General features: G+C 63.5%; 17 protein-coding genes. 8 read left to right on the top strand and 9 right to left on the bottom strand.

Translation table 11 applies throughout. From position 1 onward, the window contains the following. Nucleotides 1-39 precede the first annotated feature (39 nt). The 4 genes from F3H35_RS10145 to F3H35_RS10130 form a co-directional block, all read right to left on the bottom strand. Nucleotides 40-1695, bottom strand: a complete 1656-nt coding sequence (locus F3H35_RS10145; protein ID WP_149779489.1) for an MFS transporter — start codon at nucleotides 1693-1695, stop codon at nucleotides 40-42. A gap of 149 nt (nucleotides 1696-1844) precedes the next feature. Continuing rightward, a complete protein-coding gene (gene arsC, locus F3H35_RS10140; RefSeq protein WP_149779488.1) occupies nucleotides 1845-2222 on the bottom strand; it encodes an arsenate reductase (glutaredoxin) in 378 nt (125 codons plus the stop codon). Then, nucleotides 2213-3271 (bottom strand): quinone-dependent dihydroorotate dehydrogenase, encoded by a 1059-nt coding sequence (locus F3H35_RS10135; RefSeq protein ID WP_149779487.1) that lies wholly within the window; start codon nucleotides 3269-3271, stop codon nucleotides 2213-2215. Before F3H35_RS10135 ends, arsC begins: the two co-directional genes overlap by 10 nt. Beyond that, nucleotides 3268-3606, bottom strand: a complete 339-nt coding sequence (locus F3H35_RS10130) for a DUF952 domain-containing protein (RefSeq protein WP_149779589.1) — start codon at nucleotides 3604-3606, stop codon at nucleotides 3268-3270. The genes F3H35_RS10135 and F3H35_RS10130 overlap by 4 nt, the downstream gene beginning before the upstream one ends. Nucleotides 3607-3733: 127 nt before the next feature. On the opposite strand from F3H35_RS10130, the gene F3H35_RS10125 reads away from it, so the two are divergent. From F3H35_RS10125 to F3H35_RS10115, 3 genes are all read left to right on the top strand, one after another. Further along, nucleotides 3734-4933, top strand: a complete 1200-nt coding sequence (locus F3H35_RS10125; RefSeq protein WP_149779486.1) for a class I SAM-dependent methyltransferase — start codon at nucleotides 3734-3736, stop codon at nucleotides 4931-4933. 5 nt (nucleotides 4934-4938) lie between these two features. After that, complete coding sequence (locus F3H35_RS10120; protein ID WP_149779485.1) at nucleotides 4939-5604, top strand: SOS response-associated peptidase; 666 nt, start codon at nucleotides 4939-4941, stop codon at nucleotides 5602-5604. Nucleotides 5605-5696: 92 nt separating this feature from the next. Further along, nucleotides 5697-6692: a type I glyceraldehyde-3-phosphate dehydrogenase gene (locus tag F3H35_RS10115; protein WP_149779484.1), complete on the top strand. Its 996-nt coding sequence runs from the start codon at nucleotides 5697-5699 to the stop codon at nucleotides 6690-6692. Between the two features lie 123 nt (nucleotides 6693-6815). Here F3H35_RS10115 and F3H35_RS10110 read toward each other — a convergent pair whose 3' ends face one another. Next, nucleotides 6816-7094 carry an acylphosphatase gene (locus F3H35_RS10110; RefSeq protein WP_149779483.1) on the bottom strand — a complete coding sequence of 93 codons (279 nt, stop codon included), beginning with the start codon at nucleotides 7092-7094 and terminating at the stop codon, nucleotides 6816-6818. A gap of 114 nt (nucleotides 7095-7208) precedes the next feature. On the opposite strand from F3H35_RS10110, the gene lepA reads away from it, so the two are divergent. Continuing rightward, on the top strand, nucleotides 7209-9008 hold the full coding sequence (gene lepA / locus F3H35_RS10105; RefSeq protein ID WP_149779482.1) for a translation elongation factor 4: 1800 nt from the start codon (nucleotides 7209-7211) through the stop codon (nucleotides 9006-9008). 48 nt (nucleotides 9009-9056) lie between these two features. On the opposite strand, the gene F3H35_RS18865 is transcribed toward lepA, so the two are convergent. The 4 genes from F3H35_RS18865 to F3H35_RS10090 form a co-directional block, all read right to left on the bottom strand. After that, the gene (locus F3H35_RS18865) at nucleotides 9057-9200 is read right to left on the bottom strand and encodes a hypothetical protein (protein WP_007817720.1); all 144 of its coding nucleotides are present in this window, start codon (nucleotides 9198-9200) and stop codon (nucleotides 9057-9059) included. 67 nt (nucleotides 9201-9267) lie between these two features. After that, nucleotides 9268-9378 (bottom strand): entericidin, encoded by a 111-nt coding sequence (locus F3H35_RS10100; protein WP_149779481.1) that lies wholly within the window; start codon nucleotides 9376-9378, stop codon nucleotides 9268-9270. Between the two features lie 272 nt (nucleotides 9379-9650). Continuing rightward, on the bottom strand, nucleotides 9651-10184 hold the full coding sequence (locus F3H35_RS10095; protein WP_149779480.1) for a hypothetical protein: 534 nt from the start codon (nucleotides 10182-10184) through the stop codon (nucleotides 9651-9653). Further along, on the bottom strand, nucleotides 10181-10789 hold the full coding sequence (locus tag F3H35_RS10090; RefSeq protein WP_149779479.1) for a hypothetical protein: 609 nt from the start codon (nucleotides 10787-10789) through the stop codon (nucleotides 10181-10183). Before F3H35_RS10090 ends, F3H35_RS10095 begins: the two co-directional genes overlap by 4 nt. Nucleotides 10790-10989: 200 nt before the next feature. Here F3H35_RS10090 and F3H35_RS10085 point away from each other — a divergent pair, with 200 nt between their 5' ends. The 4 genes from F3H35_RS10085 (at nucleotide 10990) to F3H35_RS10070 (ending at nucleotide 14390) form a co-directional block, all read left to right on the top strand. Further along, on the top strand, nucleotides 10990-11241 hold the full coding sequence (locus F3H35_RS10085; RefSeq protein ID WP_149779478.1) for a hypothetical protein: 252 nt from the start codon (nucleotides 10990-10992) through the stop codon (nucleotides 11239-11241). A 678-nt stretch (nucleotides 11242-11919) separates the two neighbouring features. Continuing rightward, a complete protein-coding gene (locus F3H35_RS10080; RefSeq protein ID WP_262975129.1) occupies nucleotides 11920-12282 on the top strand; it encodes an invasion associated locus B family protein in 363 nt (120 codons plus the stop codon). Further along, nucleotides 12279-13820, top strand: coding sequence for a ShlB/FhaC/HecB family hemolysin secretion/activation protein (locus tag F3H35_RS10075; RefSeq protein WP_149779476.1), 1542 nt, complete (start codon nucleotides 12279-12281; stop codon nucleotides 13818-13820). Before F3H35_RS10080 ends, F3H35_RS10075 begins: the two co-directional genes overlap by 4 nt. A 42-nt stretch (nucleotides 13821-13862) precedes the next feature. Next, nucleotides 13863-14390, top strand: a complete 528-nt coding sequence (locus F3H35_RS10070) for an invasion associated locus B family protein (protein ID WP_188129940.1) — start codon at nucleotides 13863-13865, stop codon at nucleotides 14388-14390. Nucleotides 14391-14410: the final 20 nt, after the last annotated feature.

Below are 14410 nucleotides of genomic sequence, written 5' to 3'. Positions count from 1 at the left end.
CAGGGAGCGCGAGGGGCTGGCCCCTCGCTGGCGCATCCCTCAATCGCTGGTGCGCAGGCGCGAATTCTGCACCAGCCAGATCACCAGCAGCGGGATGCCCACGGTGATCGCCGTCACCACGATCAGCAGAACGCCAAGCTCGGAATAATCCGCCGGCACGGTCACCTCTCCGGTGGCCGGGTCGCGCACCTCTCGGGTCACGGTGTAGATCTGGTTGAGATACTTCGTCGTCAGGCTCGAGGCCGACAGCGCAAGATTGGTGAACGAGGCCATGACCGCAAAGAACGTGGCCTTGAGGTTCGAGGGCGCATTGCGCGCGATCCAGGCCAGCATCGGGATCATCGCCACCTGTCCAAGCGGCGATTCGATCGCCGTATCGAGGATCGCGATGAAACGCGCATCCACCACGCCCCCGGTCAGTGGCGCCGTGATATCCTGTATCCCGTAATAGAGCCCGATATTCGGCAGCGTCAGCACCCCGCCCGCGATGGTCAGCATCGCGATGATCCAGACGATGGGCTTTTCCGCCATCAGCGGGCGCAACACCACGATCCCCACCAGCGTCAGAACCGAGGTGATCAGCGACAGCACCGACAGGAACTGCTGGTCGAATCCCAGCACGTCGATGTTGAACCAGGTGATCCCGTCGCCGGGTCTCGGCACTGCGCGGAACATGAAGATGATCGTCGCGGTGCCGATCAGCGCGCGGGCCTGCGCGGCGCTCAGCGTGGCGACCAGCTGGCGCATCAGGAACAGCACGATCGCCATCGAGCCTGCAAAGATGATCTCCTGGCTATAGGGCACCTGTCCCAGACCCACCGCCAGCGTCAGGATCACAAACGCTCCGCCGCCGATGAAATACCATGGGTTGGGCGTGGTGTCCTCGTCCGGGCGCTCGAAAAGCGCGTCGGCCTCGGCGGGGCTCAGGCCCGTTTTGCGCAGGTTGTGCTTGGCGCGGTATTTCTGCACCCCCGCCAGGATCACACCCGAGACCGACACCAGCGGAATGGACAGCGCCACGAGATAGATCGTGGCATAGACATTCGCCTTGGCTGCCGCGTCCATCGCCTCGATCCCGCGAAACATCCAGATGTTGAGCGCGGCCACCACCACCGTGCCGGTGATCAGCGCAAAGCGCCCCAGCGTCTGCATGGTGACATGCATCGCGCGCGACTGCTCTTCCGGGATTGGTGCGCCTTGCGTATCCACGCGCGGCACCGCCTCGACCGACATCGCATCGGCCACCGCATCCTGGATCACCAGCCCGCATGGCGTCAGCAGGAACGAGGTGATGTACCAGGCGCTGATCGGCATGATCGCCTCCATCATCTCGCGCTCGGTCAGCACGAAATACATGATGATCATGCTCAGTCCGATCAGCCCCGCACCCAGATAGACCAGCAGCCATTTCCACCGCCATATGATGTCCACCAGATGTCCGAGCGGCATCTTCAACGCCCATGGCAGCCCCGCCCAAAACGCCAGCCCCGCCAGATAGGCCGCTGAAAGATCAAGGTATTCCTTGACGAAGAAGGTGCCCACGATCCCTGTCAGACCCGAGAACCCGGCTGCGAAATAGACCATCAGGGGCGGCAGGAAGGTCCAGCGCATCTGCCGCGCCAGATCATAGACCACCGCATCGAGCCATGCCGCTGGCCCGTGTTTGGCGCGCTGTCGGGTGTGATCGCTTGTCATCCGGGCTCCTGCTCGGAAATGCCTCTGCGTCAATCTAAAGCGTTTCGCGAAAAACCTGAAACACAGATTTTCGCGAAATGCGGTGCTCGGTTCAATCTTTGCACGTGGTCCGCCTTTGGCTCATGCCTCAGCTCAAAGGCGGAACGCTGTTAGGCCGTCTCGGGCGGTGTGCAAAGCCCCTGGAGGATGTCCAGCACCCGTTCGGGCGGACGCCCGATGGCGGCGCGGCCCTGCCACAGGACGATGGGCCGCTCGATCAGCTTGGGATGCGCGGCCATCGCCTCGATCAGCGGGGTATCGTCCGCGTCGCGGCTCAGGCCCAGCTCGGTGAAAAGCGCCTCACCGGGGCGCATCATGTCGATGGCACGCAGGCCAAGCGCGTTTTGGGCCTGCCGCAGCTCTTCGGCGCTCGGCGGCTCCTCCAGATAGCGGCGTATCCGCATCTTGTGACCCCGCGCCTCCAGCAGCGCCAGCGCCGCGCGCGACTTGCTGCAGCGCGGGTTGTGCCAGATCTCGATCACGTCCATGCGTCTCGCCCCGTGCCCACAGCCTCGGCCACATTGGCAAATCCGTCACGCTCGAGCAGTGTCTCCAGCCCGCGTGCCATGCGCGGCACCAGCGACAGCCCCTCATAGACCAGCCCGGAGTAAAGCTGCACCGCGCTCGCGCCGGCGCGGATCTTGGCATAGGCCGCCTCGGCCGAGGCCACGCCCCCCACGCCGATCAGCGGCAGTGCACCCCCGGTCAGCACCGACAGCCTTGCCAGAACCCGCGTCGATTTCTCGAACAGCGGCGCGCCCGACAGCCCGCCCTTTTCCGCCGCGTGCGGGCCGTGCAGCCCCTCCCGGTCCAGCGTCGTGTTGGTCGCGATGATCCCCGCGAGCCCTGCTGTCATGGCGACATCCGCGATCTCCGACAGCTCCGCATCGCTCAGATCAGGGGCGATCTTGAGGAATATCGGGATCGCGCGCGGCAGCCCGTCGCGCGCCGCCATCACACCGGCCAGCAGCCCGGCCAACGCCTCGGCACCCTGAAGGTCGCGCAGTTTCTCGGTGTTGGGACTGCTCACATTGACCGTCGCGAAATCCAGATGCCGTCCGCAATGCGCCAGCACCCGGGCGAAATCCTCGGCCCGGTCCGCGCTGTCCTTGTTGGCCCCCAGATTGAGTCCGATCACCGCATCGCGCGGACGCGTGGACAGCCTTGCGCCCACCGTTTCCATGCCCTCGTTGTTGAAGCCGAAACGGTTGATCACTGCGCGATCCTGCGCCAGCCGGAACAGCCGCGGACGCGGATTGCCGGGTTGCGCGCGCGGCGTCACGGCGCCCACTTCCAGAAACCCGAACCCGGCGCGGCTCAGCGGTGACAGCGCCACCGCGTTCTTGTCGAACCCAGCCGCCAGCCCCACAGGGTTGGGCAGATGAAGCCCCGCCACCTCGCAGCGCAGCCTGTCCGATGTGACAAGCCCGGGCAGGGGCGTCAGCCCCGCGCGCAGCGCCAGAAGTGCCGCGTCATGGGCGCGCTCCGGCTCAAGCCGGTGCAGCGCCGCCAGCCCCAGCCGTTCCAGCATGCTCATTGCAGCCCCGGCGGAAACTGGTGCACCCCATCCGCCAGCGGCAGCGGTTGCGCCCAATGCACATCCTCCAGCCGCAAATCGCGGTAGAGATGCGGAAACAGTGCGCCGCCCCGTGACGGCTCCCATTTCAGGGCCTCGCCAAGCGCCTCGGCCTCGACCGCCACCAGCATCAGCCCGTCCTGTCCCGCGAAATGCTTCGCGGCCGTCTCGGCCGCCTGTTCCATGGTCGAGAAATGGATATAGCCATCGGCCAGATCGACTGGCGCGCCACTCGTGACGCCCTCGCGGCGCAGCGCTTGCCATTCATCGGTGCGGAAAATCTTGTAGATCAGCATGCCACGGGTGATGCCCTGCGCGCGCGTCCCGGTCAAGCGCCAAACCCAAGGCGCCAAGCCGGCCCTTTGCAATCCCGCCCCGGCAAGGCACACTCGGGCCGATGCCCCCACCGTCACGAGGCGTGGAATGACCACCGTCAAGGCCCAGTACGAAGCCTATCCCTATCCCGAACGCGATCCCGCCGACGAGACGCGACGCCTTGTCACCGGCTCTCCTTCGCACCCTTTGGAAATCGACCATTTCCTGTTTGACGGGTGCCGCGACTGGTCGCAGCCGCTGCGCATTCTGGTGGCCGGCGGCGGTACGGGCGACGGGCTGATCCAGATCGCCGCTCTGATGAAACAGGCCGACCGCGCCTGCGAGGTGACCTATCTCGATCTTTCAAGCGCGTCCCGAAAGGTGGCCGAAGCGCGTGCAGCGGCGCGTGGGCTCGATCGGATCACCTTCCTCACCGGCAGCCTGCTCGATGCGCCCGATCTGGGGACGTTCGATTATATCGACTGCTGCGGGGTGCTGCACCACCTACCTGATCCGAGCGCGGGCTTTGCCGCCTTGCGCGCAGCGCTTGCGCCGGGGGGCGGCATGGGCTTCATGGTCTACGCGCCCTATGGCCGTTCGGGCGTCTATCCTTTGCAGGCCGCCTTCGGCGCGCTCTTTGAGGGGCTTGCCCCCGAAGACCGGCTGTCGCGTGCACGAGCCTTGCTCGCGCGTCTGCCTCAGGGACACCCTTTCCTGACAAACCCCAATCTCGGAGATCACAAGGACAGCGATGCAGGCTTCTACGATCTGCTGCTGCACAGCCAGGACCGCGCCTTCACCGTCACCGAACTGCTCGAGGTGATGCAGTCAACAGGTTGGGCCCTTTCCGGCTTCACCATGCCTGCGCTCTATGATCTGGCTCGTTTGACCGAGCGGCCCGACCACCTGAGCGATCCCGAGGCCATGGCCGTGGCCGAGAAGCTCAATGGCACGATCAAGACGCATGTCGGCTATGCCGTGGCTTCGGACGCGCCGCGTGGCCCGGCCTCGGGGCGCAACCGCGCGCGCATTCCCCATCTCAAGGGGATCGACCCTCGCGCCCTCGCGCAAGCCGTGGCCCAGGGCAAGCATCCGCAACTCGGCTTCGGTTCGGTGACCGCGCGTCTGGTCTTGCCGAAAGAGGCCGCCCCCCTGATCGCGGCCATCGACGGGCGGCGCAGCCTTGCGCAGATCGCTCAGGTGACCCGCACCGACCCCATTTCGATGGGCGCCACATGGGCGCGGATCGAGGCTGAACTGACCGGCTGGGGCGCGCTGCTCTATTCGTCGATCCTGGACCGCGGCTAGGCGCGATGTGCGGTCGTTTCGCCCTGACCCTGCCCAATGACGCGATGGCGCAGCTCTTTGGGGCGGCCCCCGCCAATGATCTGCCGGACACGCCCGATTACAACATATGCCCCACATCGCGTGTCCACACCGTGACGGCAGGCCCCGAAGGCCGTCGCTTGGGCGCGATGCGGTGGGGGTTCCTCCCGCATTGGTACAAGACCCCGACCGATGGCCCGCTTCTGATCAATGCCCGCGCCGAAACCATCGCCGAAAAGCCCGCCTTCCGCACCGCCTGTCGGGATCGGCGCTGCCTGATCCCGGCCAGCGGATTCTACGAATGGACCAAGGATGCCGAAGGGGGGCGACTGCCGTGGTACATCAAGCATGCCGATGACAGCCCGATCGCCTTTGCCGGGATCTATCAGGACTGGGGGCAGGGCGAGGATCGGGTGACCACCTGCGCCATCGTGACCTGTGCCGCCAACAGGCCGATGCAGGCTCTGCATGCCCGGATGCCGGTGATCCTCGACCCCGGCGACTGGCCGCTCTGGCTGGGCGAGGCGGGGCATGGCGCTGCGACCCTGATGCGGCCTGCGCCCGAAGATGCGCTGACCTTCTGGCGCGTCGACCGTGCGGTGAATTCCAACCGCGCCTCCGGCGCCGGCCTGATCGCGCCGATCGAGGGCTGAACCCGCTCCGGTTTTCGTGGTTGGCATTCGCGCGGTCGCGCGCCACAGTGCCGCCAGATCGACACGCCCCGCCCAATGCATCGGAGCCTGACATGCCAACCCGCCCCCTTCGCGTCGCCATCAACGGCTTTGGCCGCATCGGTCGCACGCTTCTGCGCATCCTGCTGCGCGACGCGCCCGATATCGAGCTTGTCCTGATCAACGAGATCGAGCCATTGCCCACCTGCGCCTATCTTTTCCAGTATGACAGCGTCTTCGGCCCCTGGCCCGGAGATGTCACGTCGGGGCAGGGGGTGCTTGACGTCGATGGCCGCGCGATCCCGTTTCACGCCGAACCCGATCTTCGGGCGCTCGATCTGTCGGGGGTCGATGTGGTGCTGGAATGCACCGGTATGGGCGGCGCGCGCGCGATGGCCGAACGCGGGCTGGCCGCAGGGGCCGCGGCGGTGCTGGTCTCCGGCCCTTCCGCCGAAGCTGATGCGACGCTGGTTCTGGGCGCCAACGAAGGCGATCTGACCGATCAGCGGATCATCTCGAACGCCTCCTGCACCACCAATGCTCTGGCGCCTCTGGTGCGCTTGCTCGATGACGCCTTCGGGATCGTCAGTGGCCAGATGACGACCGTGCATTGCTACACCGGCAGTCAGCCCACGGTGGACAAGCCTCGCAGCGCGCTGGAACGCAGCCGCGCCGCCGCCCTGTCCATGGTGCCAACCACCACCAGCGCGCAGCATCAGACCGGGCTTGTTCTGCCGCATATGAAAGGCCGGATCGAGGCCCGGGCCATCCGCGTGCCCACCGCCAGCGTATCATGCCTCGATCTGACGGTGCAGACCCGTGCGCCGGTCACATGCGATGCGGTGAACGCTGTTCTGCAGGAGGCCGCCGCCCGCTCGCCGGTCTTCGGCTGGACCACGCAACCCCTGGTCAGCTCGGATCTGCGCAGCCGACCCGAATCGGTCATCATGAGCGGGCTGGAAACTTCGGTGTCCAATGGCGGTCTGTTGCGGGTGTTCGGCTGGTATGACAACGAATGGGGTTTTTCGTGCCGCATGCTCGACATGGCCCGCCTGATCGGAGCGCGCTGACCCGATTTCTTGAAAAGAAATCGCCCCGGAAACTTTTCAAGTTTCCGGCACCACCGCGCCGCATAGGTTGCGACTTTCCATTTCCGTCCTGCAACGGCCCCGTTCCACGGGCCCGCTGCGACGTCAGCGCCGGATCGCAAAACCCTGCAGACCCTCGGGCTCTGCTGGCACGGTTTCCACCCGCTCCACCCGCGCCCTGGCCGGGCCCTTATGCAACGCATCCAGCATCTGCCGTACGCCGTCGGGCGGTCCTTCGATCAAGGCGGTCACCGCGCCATCGGCCTCGTTCCTGACCCATCCAGCAAGGCCGCGCCCCTGCGCCTCGGCCTGCACCCAGGCCCGGAAGGCGACCCCCTGAACCCGGCCCGTGATCCGGGCGTGGAAGGCTATTGGTTGCGTCATCTCCGCTCCTTTCGCGTCTTGTCTGCATCATCGCATCGGCAATCGGTTCACGGTCCTGCCATCCTCCGACGCCAGCTATTGACCAAGCCTGCATTGCGGCGCATATCCCTGCGCATGACACCGCTTTCGCACATCCGCAACTTCTCGATCGTGGCCCATATCGACCACGGAAAATCCACCCTTGCCGATCGTCTGATCCAGATGACCGACACGGTGGCCGAACGGGACATGAAGGAACAGCTTCTCGACTCGATGGACATCGAACGCGAGCGCGGCATCACCATCAAGGCAAACACCGTCCGCATCGACTTCACCGCCGAGGACGGACAGCAATATGTGCTCAACCTGATCGACACGCCGGGCCATGTGGACTTCTCCTATGAAGTGTCCCGCTCGATGCGCGCCGTCGAAGGCTCGCTTCTGGTGGTCGACAGCACCCAGGGCGTCGAGGCACAGACCCTCGCCAATGTCTATCAGGCGATCGACGCCAATCACGAACTGATCCCCGTGCTCAACAAGATCGACCTGCCCGCCAGCGATCTCGACCGCGTGGCCGAGCAGATCGAAGAGGTGATCGGCATCGACGCCTCGGGTGCGATCCCCGTCAGCGCCAAGACCGGGCAGGGCATCCGCGAGGTTCTGGAAGCCATCGTCGCCCATCTGCCAGCCCCGAAGGGCGACCGTGACGCCCCGCTGAAGGCGATGCTGGTGGACAGCAAATACGACCCCTATCTGGGTGTTGTGGTGCTGGTGCGCATCATGGACGGCGTCATGAAAAAGGGCGACCGCATCCACATGCTGCAGACCGGCGCCACCTATAACGTGGACCGCATCGGCGTGTTCCGCCCCGCCATGACCGTGGTGGACGAGCTTGGCCCCGGCGAGATCGGCTTCATCACCGCCTCGATCAAACAGGTCCGCGACACCAAGGTGGGCGACACGATCACCCATGACCGGCGCCGTTGCGAAACCGCGCTGCCGGGCTTCAAACCCTCGGTGCCGGTGGTGTTCTGCGGCCTCTTCCCGGTCGATTCCGCCGAATTTGAAAGCCTGCGCGACGCGATCGAGAAACTGGCCCTCAACGACGCCTCCTTCTCCTACGAGATGGAGAATTCCGCAGCCCTCGGCTTCGGCTTCCGCTGCGGCTTTCTCGGCTTGCTGCATCTCGAGGTGATCCGCGACCGCATCGAACGCGAATACGATATCGAACTGATCACCACCGCGCCTTCGGTGGTCTATCACATCTTCATGAAAGACGGCTCCATGAAGGAGTTGCACAACCCCGCCGACATGCCCGATCTGACCTATGTCGATCACATCGAGGAACCCCGCATCAAGGCGACGATCCTCGTGCCGGACGAGTATCTGGGCGATGTGCTCAAGCTCTGTCAGGACCGGCGCGGCATCCAGATGGACCTGACCTATGCGGGCAGCCGGGCGATGGCAGTCTATGACCTGCCCCTGAACGAGGTCGTGTTCGATTTCTATGACCGGCTCAAATCCGTGACCAAGGGCTATGCCAGCTTCGATTACGAGATCATGGGCTATCGTCGCGATTTCCTCGTCAAGATGAGCGTGCTCGTCAATGACGAGCCGGTCGATGCCCTGTCGATGATGGTGCACCGCGACCGAGCCGAGATGCGGGGCCGTGCCATGTGCGAAAAGCTCAAGGACCTGATCCCGCGCCATATGTTCAAGATCCCGATCCAGGCGGCGATCGGCGGCAAGGTGATCGCCCGCGAAACGCTCTCGGCGATGCGCAAGGACGTGACCGCCAAATGTTACGGCGGCGACGTGACCCGCAAGAAAAAGCTTCTGGAAAAGCAGAAGGCCGGCAAGAAGAAGATGCGCCAGTTCGGCAAGGTGGAAATTCCCCAGCAGGCGTTCATCTCGGCCCTCAAGATGGACGATTGAACCTTTGGCAGGCGGGGTCTCGCCCCGCCCGCCAAGCCCGTGCCGTCCTTAGAAAAGCCCTTCGCCGCCCTCCTGTTCCTCGACCACCGTATCGGCGGCCACCACGGCCCCTGCGCCCACCAGCGGGCCACAGGCGCTCAGAACGGGCAAGCTGCCGGCAAGGGCCAGCGCGATCAATCCTGTTCGGGTCATTGTAACTATCCTTTCTGTCTGTCGCTCCATGCCCGCCGCCGCGCGGGCGCTCGGCATGGGCGATCTGTCAGTCGATCACCGCTTCCGTGGCGCTCTCCACATCCTCGGTAAATCCTTCCGCCGTCTCGCAACCGGCGAGGCCAGCCACCAGCGGCACGATCAACAGCAGTCGCATCATGCGCCTCTCCTCGACCTGTCGTGGTCTTGCTCCATCACGTGGGGTCGGTCCCCGGCCCGCGTCAAGGAACCCGGCGGGGATTTGCCGATGGTGGTTCGGGCTTTGCAAAAACCAGTTTTAAAGCGTTCCGCCTTTAACCTGAGGCATCGGTTGAAGCCGGAACGCGTGCAACGTTTGAACCAAGCACCGCATTTCGCGAAACGCTTCACCGGGCGCAACAGCCCAAGACGGCGACGAAAGGCAAGGGTCCACGCCTGCAAGGAAGGCTTGGGCTACATGCCGCTTGGCTGCAATTTATCGACCAGCGCGTTGTCCAGGATCACCGAAAAATTCCCACTCTGCGAGCGCACGATATCGAGGCCCTCGGTGTCAATGCTCAACTCTTTCAGCGCGCTTTCGGATTGATCCGTTGAAAAATCAATCGAAAGCGCGCCGCTTGACAGGTTCTCGGTGGGAATGACTTCGCCCACCTTGGTATATTCGTTCGTCTGGGCGATTTGGGCATAGACCGTGGCGCCGGCCAGCTTGATTTTTGCATCTTCCAGATAGGCCATCCATCCGATTGTCTTGCACTTCTCTCCGATGGACTTGAACTGGCTCAGGTCCACCTGCGCCGTCCCGCCGGTACAGTATTCGAAATTATGGCCATCGGCTTTGATATCTTCCGGACTGATCCGGTAGCCCCGGACAGGCGCGTCCCCGCCCACTCTGGTCAGAACCGTTCTCTCGACGACCTGGCTGCCATCGATCATCTGTTGAGCAGGGGCTTGCACCCCTGTGACACAGGCGACCACGCCGATGATCAATGGAAATGCTGAACGAGTGTGTCCGACGTGTTTGGAACTCTTAAAAGCCACCGAAAATCCTCTCCAACCTGCCGTAAAACAAGATAATGCGTCTTTGGAGTCGTCTCCAGATGGTACAAAAACCACCCCTCCTTATCAACAACATCAGACAAACCCAGTTTGTCATCTTTTGTCGTGACCTTGGCGCGTGGCAGGCTTCTCAGTGTTTCCTCGGCAACCCAACCGCCGACAAAATTGGAGGAAATCGCGATCGGCAATATCGCGAGCATCGCAAGGGCGAAGGCCGCAACACGTTTCGGATTTTGCACCCCGCACCCGTTTGCCTTCAGCGCTGTCGAAATCTTGTAAAAAAGGAAAAACAGGAACAGACCGATCAATGCGATCATGAATGCCTTTTCCGCCACCTCTACAGGTGTCGGCTCGGCCCCTGCAATCAGTCGCCATAGTGAAAAGAACGACCGCACCAGGATTTCCTGTATGCCGAAATCAAGCTCATTCACCGAAATGCCATAAAACCCGTAAAACCCATGGATGTATCCGTAGCCGGTCAAATATAGCACGGCCGTGACAACAGCCGTCAAAAACCCAATCAACAACTCACGCAAGACTGTGCTCTCCCCATAGGTGAGGGTTCGTGCAAGTTTTGATTGTAAGGCTGCGCCTTGGCAAGTCCGGGTAAGCGTCGAGGATGCAGTTGCTGATCTGACCGCCGATCGCATAACCAAACTCTCACACTCGTGTGACCGCCCCCTGACAGCGCCGAGCACGCTTTCTACGTCCTAAATATGACCAAAGGAGGCACGCTATGGACAGATTGAGCTTGTTTCTCACCCTCGCCACCGGACCCGTCACCACAGGCGGGCTCGTCATCGCCGCGATGAGCATGGGGTATTATGGTTGGCCGGTGATTGGCACGGCGGCGGCCATCGGATTTCTGCTGGCTTGGCCTGCGGCCTATCTGGTCTCGCGCCGGATCAAACGTCATGACCCGGATTTCGATCACACCCGCGAGAACCGCACAGGCGTGATCCCTGACCCGCAGGCGCCCGAAGTCTGAGTCACGCCTCCGGCCGCGCAGAGCGCCTCGGCACATATGTCAGCCGTCGCTCTCCGGTCGCGGTTATTCCTGACGGTGCCGGCCAACTTCTTTGCAAAACGGCCCCTGTTTCACGCCTCATGCGACCACGAACGGCTCCCTTCGGTGCTGCGGATTCGGGGGCCCTCCGGCGCGTTTCTTGATGGCCTCCTCAAGCGCGAATCACGATCATGAACGGCGCCTTGTTTTTGTAGTCTCGGTGGACCGCAGTATACATTTCTGGATCGGCGTTGGGCTCCGCCGCTCTCCATTAGGTTGAAAATATCTCAGGGTGAGGTCTGTGCCGATCCTCCTAGACGCCCCGCTTTGTCCTGATTTTCATAGAGTAAACGCAGTATTGTTCTGGCTCCATGTGCCGAGGCGGCCACATGTGACAATTCTCACGGATAGACAAAAGATAGCACCCATGCCCTAATGACAGGGTTTGGTGTTCAAAAGTTGCATACGTTAATGGTTCCAAGCTTAACCCCATCTGCCACGGCCAAGGCCGCGGCATCTCCAGCGGTGTTGCGCTGCTTCGGTACTTTCTCCCGGGTTCTGCCATTCGTGGCACTGGTTATGGCCGCGTTGTCGGCTGCGGCCTCTGCCGAAACGTTCCGCGATTGGCGGTCCGACTGCCCGGGTGCCGGCGCCGGTTGCATGCTGGCGACCAACGTGGCGGATGCAAAGAACGCCTGGCTGGCCGGTCTGCTGGTGAGCCCTGAGGCAGATGGCACCTCGGGCATGATGAAGATCCTGGTGCCGCCCGGTGTGCACCTGGCCTCGGGACTTTTCGTTGCTGTGGGTAGGGGCAAGCCGCGCCAGGCCGAGTTTCAGCGGTGCTCGGACCAAGCCTGCCTTGCGACCCTGGATCTCGACGCATCACAAATAATGGCCCTGCGCCGCGCCACGCGCGCCCATATCGTCTATCGCCCGCGCAGCACGACCGCGCCGGTCCGTGTGCAAGCCTCGCTCATGGGCTTTTCGGCCGCACTTGCCCACACGATGGAGGCCGTGCAATGAGCCACGGCTTGCCTTTTTACGCGGGCCTCGCCCTGCGTGCATTCGCAACCTTCGCCTTCTTTCTCCTCGCAGCCCCCGGCACCGCGCAGGCACAGACGTTTTCGCTCGCCGGGATCGCCTTCGAGGAGTCGAGCTACCTCGAACCCGAGGAATTGCAGGAGGTCGCGGCGCGGTACATCAATCGCCCGATCACCTTCGAAGACCTGCTGCGCTTCGTGGATGAGGTGAACGGGCTCTACCTGACGGCAGGCGCGCCCACGGCACAGGCCATTCTCCCGCCACAGGAAATTCGCGATGGCGTGCTGCGCGTGGCGCTGGTCGAGGCGGTCGTCGACCGGGTCATCATCGAAGGCAACCGGACCACCTCCGAAGCGTTCCTGCGCCGCAACCTGTCCCTGCAGGAAGGGCAGAAGCCCGATTTCGTCCAGCTCGAGCGCGACCTGATCCTCTTCGATCTGGCCCATGACATCCGCCCCCGTCTCAGTTTCGGGACAGGGCAGGCGACCGGCACAACAGATGCGACGATCAAGATCGAGGAACCCAACCGGTTCGAGACGGTTATTTCGGTCGACAATTTCGGCCGCCCTGAAACCGGCGAATTGCGCAGCTCGGTTTTCCTGCGCTGGAACAGCGTGACCGGCGTGCGCGACAGCCTGTCCCTGCAGGCCGAGGCCACGGAAGGCGCACGGTCGTTTGCGCTTGGCTATTCGCGCCCCGTGGGGCCTGGCGGCGGGCGTTTGACAGCGGGGGTCGGCATCTCCAACTCCGAGATCATCAGCGGCCCGTTGGTTCCGATCGACATCAAATCCGACAGTGTCAGCGCAACGCTCGGCTATCGCCGCCCGATCCGGATCCGTGAGGACAGCCATATCATCCTTGATGCGGGCATCGGCTATGAGCGCACGGAATCCACCACGACCGGACTGCCCTTCGCCGATATCTCGATCAACGATGCCTGGGTGTCCGCCGCCTATACGCGCCGTTTCGAACAGTCGCAGCTGAGCTTGAGCCTCGGTCTGCGGGCCGGTAATGCCGATGCCTTGGGGACCAGCCAAACCGAAGGGTCGTTCTGGCTGCTTTATGGTCAGGGCAGCTATTTGCGCCCCCTCGGCGGTTCGCTCTTCTACGAGGCAAATCTCCGCTATCAGTACGCCCCCGACCAGAACCTGCCGGTCGCGCGGCTGTTCTCCGTCGGCGGTGTCGGGTCGGTGCGGGGCTATCCCAACAATATCCGCTCGGGCGACAGCGGCGTGGTGCTGAACCAGCAGCTGTCCTTGCAGAACCCGATCCGCCTGGGCAACCGGATCACGGCGCGGCCCTTCGTGTTCTTCGATGCCGCAGTCGTGGTGCCCTTCCGCACCGCGGGCGGTTTCGACAACGACCAGGACCTTCTGGCTTCGGTGGGGGCAGGGGTCACGATTTCACACAGCGAACGCTTCAATCTGGTGGCCATGGTCGGTGTGCCGCTCAGGGACACGTTGGGCTTCAACGACTCGGGCAAGGCCCAGTTCTACGTGGGGGCGGATATTCGCTTTTGACATGAAGAAGGGCCGGGGATGGCCCGCAAAAGGGGGAACGAGATGAAAACGACATCGATGATCTTGGGGATCATTGCCGCCGCCGGCATGGCGGCGACCGCGCAGGCGCAGGAGGCCGCGCAGACCGCGACCGAAGAGATGCGCAACGGTCAGATGGTGGGCGACTGGGTGGTCGTCTGCGAGGCGGTCACCATCAGTCAGAACCAATGCCGCATGGTGCAGGAACAATCCCTTCGCGAGACCGGCGAGATGATCGCACGGTTCATCGCCGTGCCGGTGTCGGACGGGGCGATCCTTCTGGCGCAGGTGCCCATGGGCGTCTACCTGCCGGGCGGCGCCGTCTATCGCTTTTCCGGCAAAGACGAGATCGAGCAGCGCAACATGATCTGGCAGCGCTGCGCCGATACGGTCTGCGAAGCCGCGGCACCACTCTCCGAGGAAGAGCTGGCGCTCTTCGCCGAGAGCGAAGCACTGCTGTTCGGTTTCCGCGAAACCTCTGACGGCGATCCCGTCGTCCTCAGCGTCGGCATCGAAGGATTTGCCGAAGCGATCGAGAAACTGCGTCCCTGACGCCCGGGCCGGCCCCGACA

The sequence above is a fragment of the Roseovarius litoreus genome (genome assembly GCF_900142765.1).
GTDB classification, from domain to species: domain Bacteria; phylum Pseudomonadota; class Alphaproteobacteria; order Rhodobacterales; family Rhodobacteraceae; genus Roseovarius; species Roseovarius litoreus.
Note: the sequence above shows the minus strand (reverse complement) of the source record. Positions and strands in the feature narration are given on the sequence as shown.

Bases quoted from the DNA above. Each gene is read 5' to 3' on its own strand.
- F3H35_RS10115 (WP_149779484.1), top strand. From the start codon at position 5,697: ATGCCAACCCGCCCCCTTCGCGTCGCCATCAACGGCTTTGGCCGCATC.
- F3H35_RS10110 (WP_149779483.1), bottom strand. From the start codon at position 7,094: ATGACGCAACCAATAGCCTTCCACGCCCGGATCACGGGCCGGGTTCAG.
- F3H35_RS10120 (WP_149779485.1), top strand. From the start codon at position 4,939: ATGTGCGGTCGTTTCGCCCTGACCCTGCCCAATGACGCGATGGCGCAG.
- arsC (WP_149779488.1), bottom strand. From the start codon at position 2,222: ATGGACGTGATCGAGATCTGGCACAACCCGCGCTGCAGCAAGTCGCGC.
- F3H35_RS10135 (WP_149779487.1), bottom strand. From the start codon at position 3,271: ATGAGCATGCTGGAACGGCTGGGGCTGGCGGCGCTGCACCGGCTTGAG.
- F3H35_RS10070 (WP_188129940.1), top strand. From the start codon at position 13,863: ATGAAAACGACATCGATGATCTTGGGGATCATTGCCGCCGCCGGCATG.
- F3H35_RS10125 (WP_149779486.1), top strand. From the start codon at position 3,734: ATGACCACCGTCAAGGCCCAGTACGAAGCCTATCCCTATCCCGAACGC.
- F3H35_RS10145 (WP_149779489.1), bottom strand. From the start codon at position 1,695: ATGACAAGCGATCACACCCGACAGCGCGCCAAACACGGGCCAGCGGCA.
- F3H35_RS10100 (WP_149779481.1), bottom strand. From the start codon at position 9,378: ATGATGCGACTGCTGTTGATCGTGCCGCTGGTGGCTGGCCTCGCCGGT.
- F3H35_RS10075 (WP_149779476.1), top strand. From the start codon at position 12,279: ATGAGCCACGGCTTGCCTTTTTACGCGGGCCTCGCCCTGCGTGCATTC.
- F3H35_RS10130 (WP_149779589.1), bottom strand. From the start codon at position 3,606: ATGCTGATCTACAAGATTTTCCGCACCGATGAATGGCAAGCGCTGCGC.
- F3H35_RS10085 (WP_149779478.1), top strand. From the start codon at position 10,990: ATGGACAGATTGAGCTTGTTTCTCACCCTCGCCACCGGACCCGTCACC.
- lepA (WP_149779482.1), top strand. From the start codon at position 7,209: ATGACACCGCTTTCGCACATCCGCAACTTCTCGATCGTGGCCCATATC.
- F3H35_RS10080 (WP_262975129.1), top strand. From the start codon at position 11,920: ATGCTGGCGACCAACGTGGCGGATGCAAAGAACGCCTGGCTGGCCGGT.
- F3H35_RS18865 (WP_007817720.1), bottom strand. From the start codon at position 9,200: ATGACCCGAACAGGATTGATCGCGCTGGCCCTTGCCGGCAGCTTGCCC.